The organism is Pseudarthrobacter sulfonivorans (genome assembly GCF_024391045.1).
Taxonomy (GTDB): Bacteria; Actinomycetota; Actinomycetes; order Actinomycetales; family Micrococcaceae; genus Arthrobacter; species Arthrobacter sulfonivorans_B.
In genome coordinates, this window is sequence record NZ_JANFCZ010000003.1 from 123426 (window position 1) to 142180 (window position 18755).

The 18755-nt window shown below is 68.0% G+C and carries 15 protein-coding genes; 10 read left to right on the forward strand and 5 right to left on the reverse strand.

The window, feature by feature from the left end:
- Positions 1-116: 116 nt before the first annotated feature.
- Entirely contained in the window at positions 117-1130 is a 1014-nt protein-coding gene (locus NQJ30_RS03305) for an exonuclease domain-containing protein (protein WP_255768302.1), read from the forward strand.
- Between the two features lie 68 nt (positions 1131-1198).
- Positions 1199-1717 (forward strand): DUF4395 domain-containing protein, encoded by a 519-nt coding sequence (locus NQJ30_RS03310; protein WP_255768304.1) that lies wholly within the window; start codon positions 1199-1201, stop codon positions 1715-1717.
- Here the strand turns inward: NQJ30_RS03310 and NQJ30_RS03315 are convergent.
- The gene (locus NQJ30_RS03315; protein WP_255768305.1) at positions 1704-2783 is read right to left on the reverse strand and encodes an ADP-ribosylglycohydrolase family protein; all 1080 of its coding nucleotides are present in this window, start codon (positions 2781-2783) and stop codon (positions 1704-1706) included. The genes NQJ30_RS03310 and NQJ30_RS03315 overlap by 14 nt on opposite strands.
- Positions 2784-2966: 183 nt before the next feature.
- Between NQJ30_RS03315 and NQJ30_RS03320 the strand changes: the two genes are divergently transcribed.
- From NQJ30_RS03320 to NQJ30_RS03335, 4 genes are all read left to right on the forward strand, one after another.
- The gene (locus tag NQJ30_RS03320) at positions 2967-3923 is read left to right on the forward strand and encodes an MIP/aquaporin family protein (RefSeq protein WP_255768306.1); all 957 of its coding nucleotides are present in this window, start codon (positions 2967-2969) and stop codon (positions 3921-3923) included.
- An 80-nt stretch (positions 3924-4003) separates the two neighbouring features.
- A complete protein-coding gene (locus NQJ30_RS03325) occupies positions 4004-5182 on the forward strand; it encodes an exonuclease SbcCD subunit D (RefSeq protein ID WP_255768307.1) in 1179 nt (392 codons plus the stop codon).
- The gene (locus NQJ30_RS03330) at positions 5179-8289 is read left to right on the forward strand and encodes an AAA family ATPase (RefSeq protein ID WP_255768308.1); all 3111 of its coding nucleotides are present in this window, start codon (positions 5179-5181) and stop codon (positions 8287-8289) included. Before NQJ30_RS03325 ends, NQJ30_RS03330 begins: the two co-directional genes overlap by 4 nt.
- Positions 8290-8368: 79 nt before the next feature.
- A complete protein-coding gene (locus NQJ30_RS03335; RefSeq protein WP_374113211.1) occupies positions 8369-9712 on the forward strand; it encodes an MFS transporter in 1344 nt (447 codons plus the stop codon).
- Here the strand turns inward: NQJ30_RS03335 and NQJ30_RS03340 are convergent.
- From NQJ30_RS03340 to NQJ30_RS03355, 4 genes are all read right to left on the reverse strand, one after another.
- Positions 9709-10356: a phosphoribosyltransferase gene (locus NQJ30_RS03340; protein ID WP_255768309.1), complete on the reverse strand. Its 648-nt coding sequence runs from the start codon at positions 10354-10356 to the stop codon at positions 9709-9711. The genes NQJ30_RS03335 and NQJ30_RS03340 overlap by 4 nt on opposite strands.
- A 91-nt stretch (positions 10357-10447) precedes the next feature.
- Entirely contained in the window at positions 10448-11365 is a 918-nt protein-coding gene (locus NQJ30_RS03345; RefSeq protein ID WP_255768310.1) for a serine hydrolase, read from the reverse strand.
- Between the two features lie 69 nt (positions 11366-11434).
- Positions 11435-12262, reverse strand: coding sequence for an alpha/beta fold hydrolase (locus NQJ30_RS03350; protein WP_255768311.1), 828 nt, complete (start codon positions 12260-12262; stop codon positions 11435-11437).
- 181 nt (positions 12263-12443) lie between these two features.
- Complete coding sequence (locus tag NQJ30_RS03355; RefSeq protein WP_255768312.1) at positions 12444-13823, reverse strand: amino acid permease; 1380 nt, start codon at positions 13821-13823, stop codon at positions 12444-12446.
- A 193-nt stretch (positions 13824-14016) separates the two neighbouring features.
- Here NQJ30_RS03355 and NQJ30_RS03360 point away from each other — a divergent pair, with 193 nt between their 5' ends.
- Genes NQJ30_RS03360 through nadC form a run of 4 tightly spaced genes read left to right on the forward strand, consistent with a single transcriptional unit; the run spans position 14017 to position 18754 of the window.
- Complete coding sequence (locus tag NQJ30_RS03360; RefSeq protein ID WP_255768313.1) at positions 14017-14727, forward strand: NUDIX hydrolase; 711 nt, start codon at positions 14017-14019, stop codon at positions 14725-14727.
- On the forward strand, positions 14724-16028 hold the full coding sequence (gene nadA, locus NQJ30_RS03365) for a quinolinate synthase NadA (RefSeq protein ID WP_255768315.1): 1305 nt from the start codon (positions 14724-14726) through the stop codon (positions 16026-16028). Before NQJ30_RS03360 ends, nadA begins: the two co-directional genes overlap by 4 nt.
- 24 nt (positions 16029-16052) lie before the next feature.
- Positions 16053-17885 carry an L-aspartate oxidase gene (nadB, locus tag NQJ30_RS03370; protein WP_255768316.1) on the forward strand — a complete coding sequence of 611 codons (1833 nt, stop codon included), beginning with the start codon at positions 16053-16055 and terminating at the stop codon, positions 17883-17885.
- Positions 17882-18754, forward strand: coding sequence for a carboxylating nicotinate-nucleotide diphosphorylase (nadC, locus tag NQJ30_RS03375; protein WP_255768317.1), 873 nt, complete (start codon positions 17882-17884; stop codon positions 18752-18754). Before nadB ends, nadC begins: the two co-directional genes overlap by 4 nt.
- Position 18755: the final 1 nt, after the last annotated feature.

The window sequence follows — 18755 nt, forward strand, 5'->3', positions numbered from 1 at the left end:
TCACCTCCCTAGGGTACTGGACCAACGTGACAGCACGTCCGCCGGGCAGGTGATATCCGCGACAGGGCCGCCCCGGTGACAGGGGAACGGCCCTGCCCGGCGGTAAAGTATGGGCCGTGGGACTGGACTTTACGGCGATCGATTTCGAAACGGCCAATGGCTTCCGGGGCTCGCCGTGCGCGGTGGGTCTGACGAAGGTCCGGGGCGGACGCGTTGTGGAGGAAGCATCCTGGCTGATGCGGCCGCCCGCAAACCACGACCACTTCGACTTCCACAACGTCCGGATCCACGGGATCCGCTCCGAGGACGTTGCCGGCCTTCCCCGCTTCGGTGAGCTGTTCCCGGAGATCGGTGCTTTCATCGGCGGCGACATCCTGGCCGCCCACAACGCCGCCTTTGACCTGGGCGTGATCCGTTCCGGCCTTGAGGTGTCAGGCCTCGCCGGTCCGGCCTACGAATACGTCTGCACCGTGATGCTGTCCCGGCGCTGTTATTCACTGGTGTCCAACTCGCTGCCGTTCGCAGCCGAGGAAGCCGGCGTTCCGCTGGTCAACCATCACGATGCCGCCGAGGACGCACGGGCCTGTGCCGGCATCCTGATCGACATCGCGGCGCGCAACAATGCCAACAGCATTGCCGAGTTGTATCTTTCGCTGGGCCTCGAGCTGCCCCGGCAGGACTCCTTCGACCCGGCGTACGACGAGCTATCCAAACCCAGCCTCGCCGCACTCTCCGGCCCTGCGGCCTGCCGCAGCGGAGCGCCCGTGCGCCCTTTTCTGTCCGGCTGGCCGGAGGAAGGTGCCAACCCCCTCCCGAACGCCGACGCCGAGCCCTCCCACCCGCTGTACGGCCAGACAGTGGTCTTCACCGGGCAGCTGGCCATGGCCCGGCCGGAGGCGAAAGTGCGATCGGCCGAGCTGGGTGCCCGGCCGGAAAGCCGGGTGACCGCGCGTACCACCGTGCTGGTGGTGGGCGACGGTTTTGTGGCCTCGGACCTGCGGTCCGGGCGGCTCACGGGCAAGGCCCGGCGTGTCCTGGAGCTCCACGACCGTGGCCAGCCCATTGAGGTTCTGTCCGAAGGGGAGTTCCTGCAGATGGTGGGCGGCTACGCCGGCGCCGCGGCAGTATAGGGAAGCGCCCCGGTTCATCCGGCGCAACAAATCTTCCCAGCAGCGGGGCCGGCTCCTAGCCTTGCAGGATGAGCCAACCTATGCACGGCCGCGGCAGCGGTATCAGCTGGTCTGCTGTGTTTGCCTTTCCCAATCCGGTTAATGAGTACGCAGCCCGGATCACCGCGGGGCTGGTGGTGCTGCTAGCCGGCGCCACTTTGCTGACCGGTTCGGGCTGGGGGCTCGTCCTGATCGCTGCGGGGTTCTGGCTGCGGGTACTTTTCGGGCCGCGCTTTTCGCCGCTGGCGCTGCTGTCCGTCAAACTCCTCGCTCCGCGGCTGGGCCGCGCCCGCCTGGTGCCCGGGCCGCCCAAGCGTTTTGCGCAGGGCATGGGCACCGTGGTCTCCAGCACTGCCCTTCTGCTGTTTGCCGCCGGCGCCGCCCCTGCCGCCTGGATTGCGCTGGCGGTCCTCATCGCGGCGGCCTCCCTGGAAGCCTTTGCCGGATTCTGCCTGGGGTGCGTGATCTTTGGTGTCCTGCAGCGCCGGGGCGTGATCCCGGCGGACATCTGCGAGGCCTGCAACAACGTGGCCCTCAGGCGGTCGTAACCCCCACCAGCAGATCGGCCATGCCCCGGATGACCTCAGGGGCCTCGAGGGCGTCGAGCCATTCCGGGGGCAGGGCCTGCTCGCCGTAAAAGGCGCCCAGGATGTTGCCGGCGATGGAACCCGTGGAGTCGCTGTCGCCGCTGTGGTTGACTGCCAGCGCCACGGCCGCCCGGAAATGGTCTGCGGGCGATGCCCCGGAGTCCCTGCGTGGTGCGGTGGCCAGGACCGCGTAAAGCCCGACGGCGAACGCTTCCTCTGCCACCCAGCCCTCGCCGAGTTCGCGCACGAGTTCCTCCGGCGCGAGGACGCCACCTTCCGCATGGCGGATCGCTGCTTCGAGGCGTGCCGGGAGCTCTGCCGCCACTTCCTCCAGCCCGCGCACCTCCTCCAGGACCGCCGTCGCCGCTTCCTGCAGGCCGGCGCCGGACACCAGCAGGTGGATGAGCAGGCTGAAGCCGCCGGCACTCTGCCGCGCGGACGGATGGCCATGGGTCAGGGAGGCGGCATCCGCACTCAACTTGTAGACGGCGTCGGACGCGATATGGGGAATCAGGCCAAAGGGCGCTGAGCGCATCACGGTTCCGCAGCCCTTCGAGTCCGGGTTCACCGGCCGGTAGACCGTACCCATCTCGCCGGTGGCCAGGCCGCTGAGGCAGGCGTTCCCCGGGGCCCTGCGGTGCCGCAGCACCTCGTTGCCGTCGATCCAGCGCTTCGGCTGCACCGGGGCGGACGACGGCACCGGCACCCCCTGGGTGTCCAGCCAGCGCAGGTACGCCAGCCACACGCACGCATTCACGTCCGCGCCCACGCCGTCATTGGCCCATTCCAGCGCCTCCACCAGGCCGTCCACCGTGTACAGCGTCATTTGCGTGTCGTCCGAAAAGTGCGTGCCGCCGTCGAACATTGCGAGGTCCGTCACGCCGGCCGTGCCGAAGCGGCCGCGGATCGTCTCGATGGAGTCGAACTCCACGGCGTAGCCCAGCGAGTCTCCCAGGGCGCCACCCAGGAGGCAGCCGTGGATGCGGGACTTCAGCGAGGGCGCGCCGGCGCCCGGATCGATGCTCATACCAGCCAATTTACCGTGATGCGGAAGCCGGACGCGCCCGGTGCCGCGCGGTCCATCAACTAAGCTCAGACTCAGCCAATGCCCAGAATTCCTTGGCACAATGCAGAGGCCGCGCCGGAACTTCCCGCCGGCAGCCAGACTTTGCCGCGCAGCGACGCCCCCGACGATTAAGGACTCCCCGCCATGACCACGCCTGTTTCCGTCCACCACGGTTCCGCCTCCGGGCCGGCAGCCGGCAACGGCACCGACGTCCGGCCCGGGCTGGTGTCCAGGCTGTCCGCCGAAGCGTTCGGCAGCCTCTTCATCGTGGTGACCGGCCTGGGCGTGCCCCTTTTCTCCATTCCGCAATCCAGCCCGCTGCCGGCCGCGCTCGCCGCGGGACTGGCCGTGACGGCGGCCATGCTTGCCTTCGGCTACGTTTCCGGCGGCCACTTCAACCCGGCCGTGACGGTGGGGCACGCCGTCGCCGGACGGATCCGCCTCGGCGACGCCGCAGCGTACATCGGAGCCCAGCTGGTGGGGGCGCTGCTGGGCGCGCTGGCGCTGTTCGGCATCCTCCGGACCCTGCCGGGAATCCAGGACAGCAGGACCGCATTCGACACCGTGACCGCCGGCTTTGGTGAGCACTCCATCATCCAGGCTCCCATGGCCGCCGTGCTCCTGCTGGAAGTCCTCGGAGCTGCCATCCTGGTGGCCGTCTTCCTGGGCACCACCACCCGCAACAACCTGAACCGGCCGGCCGCCGCCGTTGCCGTGGGCCTGGCCTTTGCGGTGTTGCTGCAGCTGGGACTCTCGGTGGGCAACGCACCCTTCAACCCGGCCCGGGCCACCGCCTCCGCCATCTTCAGCTCCAGCTGGTCCCTCGAGCAGCTGTGGCTGTTCTGGGTGGCGCCGCTCGTGGGTGCCGGCATCGCAGGGCTGGTCTTCCGTGGCTTCGGTGCCCAGGATGCTCCGGCCGCTTCGGCGGCTGACAGCGACGCTGCTGATGTTGACGGTGTAGAGGACGTTGCCGATGTAGACGATGTTGATCGCGAAATTGAATTCGCCGACGCCGATGCCCCGGCAGTCCAGGGAGCGGCCGCGCAGGAGCAGTCCCGCCGGGACGAGGCACAGGAATTTTTTGACGGAAAGCGCGGCTAGAAGCACTGGCCGGCGCCGGCCGCGGCGGGTTTGCCGCGGCTGTTGCCTTAACTGTCAGTGCCAGCCGATAGCGTAGGAATATGCGGTTACTGCACACATCGGACTGGCATTTGGGCCGGTCGTTCCACGGGGTCGGAATGCTGGACGCCCAACGGTCCTTCGTTGATCAGCTCGTCAGCGCCGTCTCCGCGCAGGGGATTGATGTTGTCCTGATCGCCGGTGACGTCTACGACCGCGCCCTGCCGGGTGTCGACGTCGTGCGCCTCCTGGATGACGCCCTGGTCCGGCTCACCGCGTCAGGCGCCACGGTGGTGCTGACCAGCGGCAACCACGACTCCGCCATCCGGCTGGGCTTCGCTTCCCGGCTGCTCGAACGCGGTGGCGTACACCTGCGGACCAGGCTGGCGGACCTGGACCAGCCGCTGGTCCTGCCCTTGGAGCCGGGCGGTGATGCGCCGGGTGCCGCCCTGGCCATCTACGGCATTCCGTGGCTGGAGCCGCGACTGGTCGCCGAGCAACTCGGGGCCGAACCGGCCAGCCACTTCGCAGTGACCCGCGCCGCCACTGACCGTATCCGGGCTGACCTGTCCCGGCGCAACGCAGAAGGAACGGTCCACTCCGTGGTCCTCGCCCACACGTTCGCCAGCGGCGGCATCAGCTCGGACAGCGAGCGGGACCTTAGCATCGGGGGAGTCGGCGCGGTCCCGCTGGACCTGTTCGACGACTTCAGCTACACGGCCTTGGGGCACCTTCACGGCCGGCAGACGCTGTCCTCGACCGTCAGGTATTCAGGCTCACCCCTGGCCTACTCGTTCTCCGAGGCCAAGCACGTCAAGGGAGGGTGGCTTATCGACGTCGGCCCCGGCGGCGTCACGGCTGTCTCGGAACTCTCCTGGGAGGCCCCGCGGAAGCTGGCGGTGCTCCGCGGCCGGATTTCCGACCTGCTGGAGTCCGGTGAGCATGCCTGGGCCGAGGACGCATACTGCCAGATCACGCTGACCGATGCCCAGCGCCCCCGGCAGGCCATGGAGCGGCTGCGCGTCCGCTTTCCGGACACGCTGGTCCTGGGTTTTGAGCCGGAGGGCGGTTCGGCCAGGGCGTCCGCGAGTTACAGCACCCGCCTCGCCGAAGCCCGGGATGACCTTGAAGTGTGCTGCGGATTCCTGGATCACGTCCGGGGCCGGGACGCGGACGACGCCGAGCGGCTGGCCATTGCCGCCGCCTTGGATGACGTGCGTCTCCGGGAGGCATCGCTGTGAGGATCCACCGCCTGGCCATTTCCGCCTTCGGACCGTTTGCCGGCACCGAAGAGATCGACTTTGACAGGCTCAGCGCCCACGGCCTATTCCTCCTGAACGGACCCACCGGGGCCGGAAAAACCAGTGTGCTCGATGCCGTCTGCTTCGCGCTCTATGGATCCGTGCCCGGCGCCCGCCAGGACGGCAAACGGCTCCGCAGCGACCACGCCGAACCTTCCCGGGAGCCTTCGGTCACCTGTGAGTTTTCGGCACAGGGACGGCACTTTGAAGTCACCAGGTCTCCGGCCTGGGACAAACCCAGCGCCCGCGGCAAGAACGGCTTCACCACGCAGCAGGCCAAAACCCTGTTGCGGGAACGCGTCGGCGGAGCGTGGACGGAGAGGTCCGGGCGCAATGACGAGGCCGGTGCCGAGATTACGGCGCTGTTGGGCATGGACCGGGAGCAGTTCACCAGGGTGGTCATGCTGCCCCAGGGCGACTTTGCTGCCTTTCTGAGGTCCAAGGCGAGCGATCGCCTGGACCTGCTGCAGAAGCTTTTCGGCACACAGCGGTTCGAAGCGCTGGAGCAGGAACTGTCAGCCCGGGCGCAGGCGGCACGGAACGATGTCGCGAAGCTGAACGGGGAACTTGAGCTGCTCGCCTCACGTGCGGAAGCCGAGGCCGCAGCACTGTTTGACGGCACACCCGCGGAAGAAACTTCTGCCGGAGATGCAGCTGTGGGGGAGCCGGACGGGCCGGCCCCGGAGGAACCGGGCGCCCGGATCGGCTGGCTGCAGGCCGGCGTGACCCGGCGCGCCCGGGGGTTGTCCGCAGCAGCGGAGGCTGCGGCGGCAAGGAGCAAACTCGCGGCGGGCCGGCTCGAAAGGGAAACAGCCCGTTGCGAACGCCGGCGCAGGCTCGATGCGGCCACGGCACGGAAGGCAGCCGTCGAGGCGGGCCTGGCCGGACTGGAAACGAAGGCGGCGACGCTCGAACGGCACCGCCGCGCCGAGGTACTCACCGGGCAGCTCCAGGCTGTCCAGTCGAGTGAATCCCAGGTTCGGAACGCTGCCGGTGCCCTCGATGCCGCCGTCACGATCCTGCGGCTGGCGGCGGGCGAGGACCCCGAACTGGAACACCTTGACCTTTCCGCTGCGGATGCGTCTGGTGCCGTCGACCCCCTGACCGGCCTTGACGTTGCGGGCGAACTGAGCCGGATCCGGTCCCTGCTGGCAGTGGTTGAGGCGCGGCTGCCCGACGAAGAGCGGCTGCACTCGCTGGCCACCAGGGGCAAGTCCCTGGCGGTGCAGCAGCAGGAACTCAGCCAAACGGATGCTGAACTGGCCGGGCTCATCGGAGACCTGCGGGCGGAGAAATCGGACCTCACGGCCGGACTGGAGCCCGTGGAACTGCTGGCCGCAGCTGCCGAATTGCGGGCCAAGGAAGCGGCTGCCGCGGAAGAGCTCCTGGACGTTGTCCGGCGGCACCAAACGGCAGTTGCGGAACAGGTGCACGCGGCGCAGCGCCATGGTGCATCCCGGGAACTCCAGCTGGAGACGAAGGCCCGCTGGCTGGACCTGAGGGAGGAAAGGCTGGCCAACGCTGCCGCGGAACTCGCGGCCCACCTGGCGGAAGGGGACGCCTGCCCGGTTTGCGGCAGTGAGGACCACCCGGCCCCTGCGGCAGCCGCGGCATCTGCCCTGGGGCTCAGCCAGGCCGAGGAGGCCGCGCAACACGCCTACGAGGAGGCGGAAGCCAAACTTGCGGCGGACAGTACCGCGTTGGGTGAGGCAAGCCAGCTGGTTGCCGTCCTCGCGGGACAGGGCGGCGGCACCCCGGAGGATGACGCCGTCCATGCAGTGGCAGCAGCACGTCTGGCCGCCGACCAATCCCGGCATGCCGTGAAGGAACTGGCCGAGCTGAAGCAACGGATTGATGAGGTGGAGGCCCGGATCAAGGCGGCGGAGGCTGCCAGGCAAAGGGGCGCCGAAGAGCTCGCCCAAGCTGCTGCTTCGGCCGTTGAGGTGGCGGAGAACCTGGCCTCGCTGGACCAGGCCCTGTCCGGCCTGCGCGGCGGCCACAGCAGCCTGACGCGGCGCCTGCGGTCTTTGCAGGACGCCGCCGCCACACTGGAGAAAGCCGTGGGGGCCCGGGCCCAGCTGGAGAAGGCCAACGCCCGCGCCGAGGAAGCGCGCCTCGAACTCGAACGGGCGTTGCCGGATGCCGGTTTCGGCACCGCCGACGAAGCCCGGGCGCACTTGCTGGCAGCTGCGGAGGCAACGGCCCTGCAGGGTGAGGTCCGGGCCAGCTACGACGAACAGGCACGGATTGCCGAGCTGTTCGCATCCGAGGACCTGGTGCTGGCGTTGGAGGAAGCCACCACAGCCCCAGTCGAAGACGAGGACTTGGTGGCTCGGCTCCAGGCGGCGGCCGCGGAGGCGAGCCGGGAGGCCCGCGACGCCGACCTCGCCGCCGGTATGGCGGGACGCTGTGTCGAGTCGCTTGCTGCTATCGGCAGCGAGTACCGGCAGCTCGCCGGATCGGCACAGGAGCCCAGGGAACATGCCCAGCTGCTCACGGCGCTGGCCGAGACCGCGGCCGGGCGCGGCGAGAACACCTACCGCATGAGCCTCAACAGCTACGTCCTCGCGGCACGGCTGGAGCAGGTGGCGCTGGCTGCATCGGAACGCCTCGTGGCCATGAGCGACGGCCGCTACCTGCTGCAGCATTCGGATGCCAAAGCTGCACGCGGCGCCAAATCCGGGTTGGGGCTTGAAGTGGTGGACCAGTGGACCGGGCACCGCCGGGACACCTCCACACTTTCCGGCGGCGAATCCTTCATGGCCTCGCTCTCCCTCGCCCTGGGCCTGGCTGACGTTGTCCAGCAGGAATCCGGCGGCATCCAGATCGATACCCTCTTTGTGGATGAAGGCTTCGGCAGCCTCGATGAGCAGTCGCTGGAACAGGTCATGGACGCGCTCGAGGGCCTTCGCGACGGCGGACGCGTTGTGGGCCTTGTCAGCCACGTGGGGGAAATGAAGCAGCGAATCGGAACACAGCTCCAGGTCATCAAGGGACGGAACGGTTCCACGCTGCGGATCTCCGACGCCGCGGAAGTGCTGGTATAAGCCGGGTATAATTGGACAGTTACCGGGTTTCGCGCATCGGGAGGAGGGACGATGCGCACGAGTGAATGTGCCCGGAAACTTGAACCCAACACCCCTTCCTTCCGTCATCTCCCCAACGGAATCAGCCCTATCCGCCAGTGAACCGGCTTCCGCCACTGCCCCTGCGTCTGCTGCCCCGGCTTCCGCCGCTGCCCCGGCGCGCGCGGGCCGGTTCGCCAGGCTCCCACAGCTGGCCGGCCGCGGTTTCATCCCGCTCGGCCTCTTCGCCCGGGTGCCCCTGGCCATGCTCACGGTAGGCGCCCTGACCCTGGTTACCTCGGCCACCGGCTCCTACGCCGTGGGCGGCATGGCGGCCGGAGCCGTGGGAATCGGAGCTGCCTTCGGAGCGCCGGTTTTCGGTGCCCTGGCAGACCGCCACGGGCAGCGCCCCGTGCTCCTGGTGGCGGCAGTCCTCAACGCATTAGCCGTCGTTGCCCTCATCAGTACAGCCTGGATTCCGGCCGACGGGTCCTTCCCTGCCGCGCTTGCCGGGGCAGCCTTCCTCGTCGGTGCAACCTGCCCGCAGGTCGGCCCGCTCGCCCGCGTCCGCTGGATGGCGCTGGTTTCCCGGCAAGGCGGCAAGGACGCCGGCCGTGACCTCGATACAGCATTGTCCTACGAGGGGACAGCCGACGAACTGACCTTCGTCCTGGGCCCGGCCCTGGTGGGGATCCTTGCCAGCATGGTGGCCCCCTGGCTGCCGCTGGCCCTGGCCGTTGTCATGACCCTGACACTGGTCCCGGCTTTTGCCCTGCACCCCACGCACAAAGCGGTGCCTTTGAAGCGGACGGCCGGAGCCAAGGCCGCCAGGATACCTGCCGCCGTCGCCCTTCCTGCCCTGGCCATGGTGGCCATGGGCACGTTCTTCGGATCAACCCAGACGGCACTGAGCTCCTTTTCCGCAAGCTTCGCCAGCTCCGAGGTCGCCGGGCTGCTGTACTCGGTCATGGGCGTGAGCTCCGCTGCCGCCGCCCTGTCCGTGGCCTACTGGTCCAGGCGTTTCAAGCCTGTGTCCCGCTGGATGGTCAGTGCGGCAGCCATGTCGGGCCTCGCGCTGCTGCTCGCGGTGCCGGATTCCCTGGGCGGCATGATCGGTGTCCTGCTGGTCCTTGGCCTGCCGGTGGGACCGGTCATGGTCACTGTCTTCACCATCGGCGGAATCGTGGCTCCCGCCGAGAGGCTGGGAACGGTCATGACTGCCCTGGCCAGCGGGATTGTGGCGGGCACAGCGCTGGGCGCCTTCCTGGCGGGCCAGCTTGCCCAGGCGGACGGCTACCAGGCAGCTTTTGTGGTGCCTGTTGTTGCCGCCGGGGCGCTGTTTGTGCTTGGTCTGGCAGCTGCCGTCCTGCTTCGGAACCGGGCGCGCCGCGGGGCGGACGCCTAGGCCCGCAGAATGCTGACGGCGTCCTCGTCGGTCAGTTGTTCGAAGTGCCGGTAGAAGCTTCCCACCGCGCGGAACTTACCGGGCAGGTGCAGGCACAGGACCGCATCGCAAACCTGGGACACGGCGGTGTAAGCCTCCACCGACCCCACGGGGGCGGCCGCCACTACAGTTCCTGCGCCGGCTGACCGTACGGCCTCCACTGCTGCGCGCATCGTCGCTCCGGTGGCGAGTCCGTCGTCGACCAGGAGGACTGTCTTGCCCGTCAGATCGTGGCTGATCGAAGGATAGGTTTCCGCCCGCCGAAGGAGTTCCGCCCGCTCACGGGCCTCCACTTCGTTGAGCCATTCCTGCCGGACACCATGCTCCAAAACCCGGGCTATCAGAGGCCGGTTGAGTAGCCGCACAATGCGGCCACCGGACCATGCCAGGGCACCATACGCAGTTTCTTCGTGTCCGGGAATGCCGAGCTTTCTGACCAGGACCGCGCCAAGAGGAAGATAGAGAGCCTTGGCTGCTGCGGCCGCAACCGGGATGCCCCCGCGGGCCAGCCCCAGCACTATGGCGTCAGGGCGTTCGCGGAACTGCGTTAGCACGGACGCCAGTTGCTCACCGGCATCCGTGCGATCCTCAAAACGCGTGCTCATCGGTCCCTCTCCGGCTGTCCCGCCCCGCTTCCAGCCTACCTTCTGCGGCTGCGGCGGGATGCCGGCGGGACCTGCTACCGCGGCCTTGGCGTCAGAAAAGTGCGGCAGTCACGGCCGCGGTGACGTCGTGGATCACGGCGGTCCGTTGCGGAACGTCAGCCAGGCCGGTGCCCTTGGTGTAAACCACCAGGGCGTAGCTCCCCGCCGAGTTGGCCAGGATGGCGGCGTCATGGAGTTCGTCGTCCAGGAGTCCGTATTTGTGGAACACGGTCACCCCCGCCGGGACGGCTGCCGGAATGAGGTCTTCGAAGTTCGTGTGCTGCATGTAGGACAGAAGCTGGTCCGTGTGCTCCGGGTCAAGGAGCCGGCCCTCGTACAACTCCGTCAGGAGGTGGGCCATGTCGGCGGTGGAGAGCGTGTTCACCTGAGGGTCATACGAAATGCCGAGGGCGGCCGCATAGGCCGACAGATTGTCCAGGCCTACCGCATCCATGAGCAGGCTCCAGGAGTCGTTGTTGCTGTCCTGGATCATGGCCTGGATCTGGAATCCCGCGGTGAAGGCGCCGAGCGTGTCCTCGAGCGATGCCGAGCCCTCCTCCACCATGCTGTAGAAGGCCGCAGCAGTCAGGACCTTGGCCGTGCTCGCGGCCTCGAAGGGTGCCGCCACGCCGTATTGATGCAGTTGACCGCTTACCGTATCCATCAGCGCGACGCCCACCTGGTACTCGCTGTTGGCGGCGACAATCGCGTCGATAGTGTTGCCGAGGGCCGCGTCGATGGGTGCGGCGACTGCTGCGCCCGCTGCCCCGGCGCCTGCCCCGGAGCGGGCGATGGCGTGAGCGGTTCCTGCAGCCTGCGATGAACCGGCCGCCGACGGCACGGCATGTGCCAGGCTGTAGACACTGGCAATAAGCGCTACGGCAAGGAACGCGGCGACGGCCGCCAGGACGGACCGGCGCCGCGTGGCGTTGGAGGGCCCGCGGGAGCGCAGTTTGTGTGGATCGTGCATCTGCCGATCCAAGCAGGGGAACCTATGCGGGAGCTAAGAAACACCTGTCAGGTGGTAGACACGTGCTTGCTAGACACCCAGGAACGAAATGGCGCCCTGCTTGAAGACCCGGCTGGTGATGGCGTTGGTGTGGTTCCGGCCCGGGAGCACCAGTTGCTCGGCCATCGACCCGGCCCGGCGGCCCAGCTCGGCCAGCTGGGGCATGGTGGTGGCGCGTTCGTCCTTGTCGCCGGCCACCAGCAGCATGGGCATGTGCGGGACGGCTTCGGCGGGGTCGAAAGGCTCGGCCTTGATGGCTTCCACCAGCGACAGCAACGCGAAAATGTTGTTGCTTGGCAGGAGCATGGCCATCTTCAGCAGCCCTGCTGTGGACTCGTCGGCAATGGGGGTGCCGTCGGCGAGGTACCGCTGGGCCGCGATGAGATCGAAGGCAGCCAGGGGATCGGCGATGTTCGGTCCGCCCAGGACCATCCGGTGCACCAGCTCGGGCTGCGTGGCGCCGAATTCCCAGGCCAGCCGGGAACCCAGTGAATAGCCCACCACATCAACCCCGCTGGCGGGGTCACCTTCGTGCGCAGGCCGCACGCCGGCGTCGAACACTATCTGCAGCAAATCCGCCCGGATCCGGCTCGGCGAGTAGGAATCGAGATCCTCCGGTGCGCCGCTGCGGCCGTGGCCCGGCAGGTCCACCGTGATGACCCGGCGTCCGGCGTCCAGGAAGGCAGCCAGCCAGCCGGTGTCCTCCCAGTTCAGCTTGCTGGAGGATGAGAAGCCGTGGATCAGCAGGACGGGCCGGAGCCCCGCGTCACTGGCCGGATCATGCACCTCCACGTACAGCTGGGGGTCGGTGCCCTCAACAGTGTGCGAATGCATATCGCCGGTGTGCCTGCCGCTCATAATGTCAGTCCTCGTCAAGTACGGCGCTCAGGCGGGGCCCGGCGCGTCAGTGCGTCATTCCCGCACCACTTTACCTGCCTGCGGACCGGGCACTTCAACCGCGGACGCCCCGGGTGCGGGCCCTCCCAACCGGGTGGCAGCAGGTGTCGTTTTCAGCGCTCAGAAGAACACCTGCTGCTACTTACTTGGGCTGGCGTTCACGCCCGGCCAGCCGGGCACCGACCCAGCAGGCTGCGGCGAGGCAGACCACCAGGGCGAAGGTGGAAAGCAACTGGATGCGGCTGCTTTCGGCGCTGAAACCGACGGCGAAGATCAAGGCCAGCAACGCCAGCCCGAAGACCGTCAGGCCCGGGAAGCCCTTCATCCTGAGCGGCAGGTCGGTGCGGTCCCGGTCGGCCCGCCGCCGGAGGATCAGCTGCGAGACCAGGGCCGTGCCCCACACCACCAGGCACGTTGATCCGACAAGCTGGAACAGGGCCGGCAGGATCCGGTCCGGGAACAGGAGTTCCAGGACGGTGGCGAAGAAGCCGAACGCCACCGAGACGCCCACCGCGATCATGGGGACGCTGGCGCCGGTCAGGCGCGACAGGAAGCGGGGCGCCTCGCCGCGTGCGGCCAGTGAGTACACCATGCGGGAGGCTCCGTAGAGGTTTGCGTTCAGGGCGGAGAGAAGCGCGACGACGGCCACCAGGGTGATTGCCGTACCGGCACCTGGGATCCGGGCCGCGTTAAGCACCCCGGCGAAGGGCGAAGCGAGGCCCTCGGAGCTGACCGGCAGGACCGCTGCGATCACAAACACCGATCCGATGTAAAAGATCAGGATGCGCCACAGCACGGTCCGGACTGCCCTGCCCACGCTGTGTTCAGGGTCCTCCGTCTCCGCGGCGGCAACGGCCACGATCTCGGTCCCGCCGAAGGCGAAGATCACCACGAACAGTGCCGTGGCGATGCCGCCGAGTCCGGCGGGGGCGAAATCGGACGTGATGTTGGCCAGTCCCGGCGAGGCCACCTCGGGGAGGATGCCCAGGAGCAGCGCAGCACCGACGCCCAGGAACAGCACGATGGCGGCAACCTTGAGGATGGCGAACCAGAATTCGAACTCGCCGAAGTTCCGGACCCCGGTCAGGTTGATGGCGGTGAACGCCACCATGAAGATCAGCGCCAGGGCCCAGACCGGGACGACAGGCCAGACGGTAAACAGGAGGCCTGCGGCGCCGAGGGCCTCCGCGGCGATGACAACCACCAGCTGGAGCCACCACAGCCAGCCCACCGTGGCGCCTGCGGTTTTGCCCATTGCCCGCTCGGCGTAGACGGAGAAGGCGCCGCTGGTGGGGTTCGCCGCGGCCATTTCGCCCAGCGCCCACATGACCAGGATGATCAGCGTCCCCGCTACCAGGTAGGACACCAGCACGGCCGGTCCCGCTGCGTGCACGCCGGCTCCGGAGCCCAGGAAGAGCCCGGCGCCAATCGCACTCCCGAGTCCCATCATGGTGAGCTGACGGGGCTTCATGGCATGGCCGAGGTGGGACTCCGGACGCACAGCCGTGGACTTCGATGTCATGCGAGTAAACCTTCTTGGGGATAGGGGTGCCCTCAAAAGGGACCTAATGAACTTACCTCCTCCGCAGCGTGTCCGGCGAAACATTTTGATTCGCCGGAAACTGGTCGTAGAATCAGTTCTAGTCAATCTGACTCTAACTACACGAGGATGTGCCCCGGCCCGGCAGCCGGCGGGAGAAGGCGGGTGAGCAAGCATGTACACAGGTTCAGCCAACGTTTCCGAACGTGCCACAGCGGCACCACTGCTTGCCATTTCCACCGTCATCTTCGCCCTGCGGCCCAGCGAATCCTCGGGCCGCCCCACGCTGTGGATTCCGCTGGTCCGCCGGATCCGTGAACCGTACAAAGGGTTGTGGGCCCTTCCCGGCGGCCCGCTGACGCACAGCGAGTCCCTGCAGGACGCGGCCTCACGCAACCTGCAGGAAACCACCGGGCTGGCCCCCAGCTACGTGGAGCAGCTCTACGCCTTTGGCGGCCTGCACCGGTCGCCCTCGCAGCGGGTGGTCTCGATCGTCTACTGGGCGCTGGTCCAGCCCACCGAAGCCGCCCTGGCTGACGAATCGGAAAACGTGAAGTGGTTCCGCGCCGACAAGGTGGGCGGACTGGCTTTCGACCACAACGCCATCGTCGACTACGCGCTGTGGCGGCTGCGCAACAAGCTCGCCTACGGCTCGGTGGCCTACCACTTCCTGGGCGAGTACTTCACGCTCGCCCAGGTCCGGGAGGTCTACGAAGCAGTCCTGGACACCCGCCTGGACCCGGCCAACTTCCGCCGCCAACTCAAATCCACGCCGGAGATCGAAGCAACCGGCGAATACCTCCAAGGCGGCAAGCACCGCCCGCCCCGCCTTTACCGCTTCACCGGCCGCCCCGGCCTCGACCCCGATAACAGGAGCACACCATGAGCAGCGTCAACACAGCCATCCAGCTGATCACGCGCCAGCAGGCTGAAAGCGCTGCGGGCGCGGCCAGCACCTGCAGCCCCGCCCTGGCCAAGGGTCCGTGGGAGTACGATCTTGCCGAGGCGCTCGCCGGTGCCCCCGCGTACGGACCCGGCGCCTCCAGCTCCGACGTGGCTCCCGCCGCGACCCCCCGCCAGGGCCAGCTGCCGGAGGAGTACAAGCTTGCCAGCGAAGCCGAGCTGGACGTCCGCATCCGTGCGGCCAAAGACAAACTGGGCGACCGTGCAGTGGTCCTCGGCCACTTCTACCAGCGCGACGAAGTCATCCAGTACGCGGACTTCGTCGGCGACTCCTTCCAGCTGGCCAACGCGGCGCTCACCAGGCCCGACGCCGAAGCCATCATCTTCTGCGGCGTGCACTTCATGGCCGAGACCGCAGACATCCTCTCCACCCCGGACCAGGCCGTCATCCTGCCCAACCTCGCCGCCGGCTGCTCCATGGCGGACATGGCAGACGCCGACTCGGTGGAGGAATGCTGGGAGCAGCTTGAGGAGATCTTCGGGACCGAGGCCGACGCCGAAGGCCGTGTTCCGGTCATCCCAGTCACCTACATGAACTCCTCCGCAGTCCTGAAGGCTTTCTGCGGCCGTAACGGCGGCATCGTCTGCACGTCCTCCAACGCGAAGGTTGTCCTGGAATGGGCCTTCGAACGGGGCCAGCGCGTCCTGTTCTTCCCCGACCAGCACCTGGGCCGCAACACTGCCAAGGCCCTGGGCGTTCCCCTGGAACAGATGCCAATGTGGAATCCGCGCCAGGAACTCGGCGGCAACGACGAGCAGGTGCTGCTCGATTCCCGCGTCATCCTGTGGCACGGCTTCTGCTCGGTCCACAAGCGTTTCAACGTGGGCCAGATCGAAAAGGCCCGTGCCGAGTTCCCCGGCGTCAACGTGATTGTGCACCCCGAATGCCCCATGGAGGTGGTGGACGCCGCCGATTCCGCGGGATCCACCGATTTCATCAAAAAGGCCATCGCCGCAGCCACAGAGCCAGCGACGTTCGCCATTGGCACCGAAATCAACATGGTCAACCGGCTCGCCGCCGAGTATCCGCAGCACACCATTTTCTGCCTGGACCCGGTCATCTGCCCCTGCTCCACCATGTACCGGATCCACCCCGGCTACCTCGCCTGGGTCCTGGAAGAGCTTGTCGAAGGGCGCATCGTCAACCGCATCACAGTGGACGACGCCGTTCAGGACAACGCCAAGACCGCCCTCGAGCGCATGCTCGCCGCCCGCCCGCTGTAACACCGGAACCGAATCGAGCCCGCCATGACAGCAGAGAGCCCAGCCCGAGGGCCGCGTCCCCAACGTCTGATCGTCGTCGGGAGCGGCATTGCGGGGCTCTACGCCGCGCTGCTCGCCGCCGATGCCGGCGCAGAGGTGGTCCTGCTGACCAAAGGCGCGCTCGCGGACAGCAACACGTTCTACGCCCAGGGCGGGATCTCCGCCGTACTGGACGAGCCGGCGCCCGGCGACACCGTGGCCGCGCACATCGCGGACACCCTCAAGGCCGGTGCGGGGCACTGCAACGAGGAAGCTGTCCGGGTTCTCTGCACTGAGGCAAGGGTGGACATCGCCGGGCTGCAGCGATTCGGCGTGCGTTTTGACCTGGAGGACGACGGCGACCCCGCCCTGGGTCTCGAAGCCGCCCACTCGGCACCGCGCATCCTGCATGCCGGTGGCGACGCCACCGGGGCCGGCGTGGCCCGGGCACTCATCCAGACCGTCCTGGCCGCCGAAGCCGCGGGCAGGATACAGGTCATCGGGCGTGCGCAGGTGACGTCCCTGCTGCAGGGTGGCGGCCGAGTAAGGGGGGTTAACTTCCTCCACAACGGGCGGGAACTGGGTGTCCACGGTGACGCCGTCCTGCTCGCCACCGGGGGAGCAGGACGGCTTTTCGCCCAGACCACCAACCCTGCCGTCGCCACTGCGGACGGACTGGCCCTCGCCTGGCGCGCCGGAGCCGCCGTGGCGGACCTCGAATTCTTCCAGTTCCACCCCACCTGCATGGTGCGGCCCGCCGTCCGGGAAACCGGAGGCAGCGAAGCAGGAGCCACGGCTGAGCCCCTCCTGATCTCCGAAGCTGTCCGCGGCGAAGGTGCCATCCTGGTGGACGCCACCGGCGAACGGTTCATGCCCGCGTACCACCCTGACGCCGAGCTGGCCCCGCGGGACGTCGTCTCCCGGAGCATTGCCCTGCACCTCGCCGGCCTCGGTGACCCCAACGGCCACGTCTTCCTCGACGCACGCGTGATCGAGGCCAGCCGCGGCCCGGGCTTCCTCGCCAAGCGGTTCCCCACCCTCAGCGCCCGCACCCTGGAAGCCGGGATTGACTGGACCCGCGAACCGGTCCCCGTTGCTCCGGCAGCGCACTACTGGATGGGCGGCGTGGTCACCGACCTCCACGGACGTACTTCCGTGCCCGGGTTGTTGGCCGCAGGGGAGGTGGCCTGCACCGGGGTCCAGGGGGCCAACCGCTTGGCCAGCAACTCGCTACTTGAGGGACTCGTTTTTGGGCGCCGGGCGGTTGATGCGTTCCTTGCGGACGCGTTGAGTGGGGTGTCGCCCGACGCTGTTCCTCCGCTCGCTGTCTCGGCCGCTGGCGGCCTCCCCTTGACGCTCGCTTCCGGAACACCCTCGGTCGACGATGCTGCACTCGCGTTGCGTGCGGCCACCGAAAACGGACCGGTTGCCATTGACGCGTCAGCGTCCGGTCCTTGGCGGATTGAAACCGTTCCGGCACCCGGGCCGGTTGAGAGGTCCTTTGCCGCGCCGGGGCCGTTTTCGCGGGATGCACTTCGACGGCTCATGACTGCCAAAGCCGGGGTAATTCGGGACGGGGTGCTGCTGCGGGAGGCAGGCACTGAATTGGCTGCCTGGGCCGATGTGTGGAACCCCCTGAACGTTCCGGACTCGCTGGATCCCAGTGCCCACGAGGACGCCAACCTGCTGCTGGCGGCGCGGCTGCTGGTGCATGCCGCCCGGGAGCGGCGGGAGTCCCTCGGTGCGCACTACCGCAGCGACGGGCAGATGGCACCTGCCGCCGTCGAACCTTTTGATCAGCGTTACACCATGAGCCGGAAAGCGAGCCTCGTTCAATGACCAGCCTGACCCTCCCCGCAGCACCCGTCCGGGACATCCTGGAACGGGCCTTTGCCGAGGACGCGCCCAGCGGAGACATCACCTCACAGCTGCTTATCCCGGCTGAGGCCCGCGCCACCGCCGTCCTCAATGCCCGGGTACCCGGGGTATTCAGCGGCGGAACCGTGTTCCGCGATGCCATGAAACTGGTTGACCCGGACACCGACGTGGAGCTGCTGATTGCCGACGGGGAAACGTTCGACGCCGGCACGCACCTCGCACGCGTCAGCGGCAGCGCCCGCTCAGTGCTCCTCGCCGAACGCGTCGCGCTCAACCTGGTCCAGCGCATGTGCGCCATCGCCACCAAGACGGCCGAATTCGTGGAACGTGCGGGCGGCACCAAGGCCCGCATCACCGACACCCGCAAAACCACCCCCGGCCTGCGGGTCCTTGAGCGGTACGCCGTGCGGTGCGGTGGGGGAGCGAACCACCGCTACAGCCTGTCCGACGCCGTCCTGGCCAAGGACAACCACCTCGCCGTGATGACCGGGGGAGATCCCGCCAGGCTCACCACCCTGCTGGCCGCTGCGAAAGCCCAGCTGGGGCACACCACACACTTCGAGGTGGAGGTGGACAGCGCCGAGCAGATCGAACCGGTGCTGGCCGCCGGGGTGGACACCATCATGCTGGACAACTTCACCATCGAAGAGCTCCGTGCCGGTGTAAAACAGGTCGACGGTCGGGCCATCGTGGAGGCCAGCGGGAACGTGAACCTGGGAACCGTCGCGGAAATCGCCGCCGCCGGGGTGGACGTCATCTCCATCGGCGGCCTCACCCACAGTGTCGCCGCACTGGACCTGGGCCTGGACGTCGAACTGAGGGCCGGCTGAT

Bases quoted from the DNA above. Each gene is read 5' to 3' on its own strand.
- NQJ30_RS03310 (WP_255768304.1), top strand. From the start codon at position 1,199: ATGAGCCAACCTATGCACGGCCGCGGCAGCGGTATCAGCTGGTCTGCT.
- NQJ30_RS03315 (WP_255768305.1), bottom strand. From the start codon at position 2,783: ATGAGCATCGATCCGGGCGCCGGCGCGCCCTCGCTGAAGTCCCGCATC.
- NQJ30_RS03320 (WP_255768306.1), top strand. From the start codon at position 2,967: ATGACCACGCCTGTTTCCGTCCACCACGGTTCCGCCTCCGGGCCGGCA.
- NQJ30_RS03325 (WP_255768307.1), top strand. From the start codon at position 4,004: ATGCGGTTACTGCACACATCGGACTGGCATTTGGGCCGGTCGTTCCAC.
- NQJ30_RS03340 (WP_255768309.1), bottom strand. From the start codon at position 10,356: ATGAGCACGCGTTTTGAGGATCGCACGGATGCCGGTGAGCAACTGGCG.
- NQJ30_RS03345 (WP_255768310.1), bottom strand. From the start codon at position 11,365: ATGCACGATCCACACAAACTGCGCTCCCGCGGGCCCTCCAACGCCACG.
- NQJ30_RS03350 (WP_255768311.1), bottom strand. From the start codon at position 12,262: ATGAGCGGCAGGCACACCGGCGATATGCATTCGCACACTGTTGAGGGC.
- NQJ30_RS03355 (WP_255768312.1), bottom strand. From the start codon at position 13,823: ATGACATCGAAGTCCACGGCTGTGCGTCCGGAGTCCCACCTCGGCCAT.
- NQJ30_RS03360 (WP_255768313.1), top strand. From the start codon at position 14,017: ATGTACACAGGTTCAGCCAACGTTTCCGAACGTGCCACAGCGGCACCA.
- nadA (WP_255768315.1), top strand. From the start codon at position 14,724: ATGAGCAGCGTCAACACAGCCATCCAGCTGATCACGCGCCAGCAGGCT.
- nadB (WP_255768316.1), top strand. From the start codon at position 16,053: ATGACAGCAGAGAGCCCAGCCCGAGGGCCGCGTCCCCAACGTCTGATC.
- nadC (WP_255768317.1), top strand. From the start codon at position 17,882: ATGACCAGCCTGACCCTCCCCGCAGCACCCGTCCGGGACATCCTGGAA.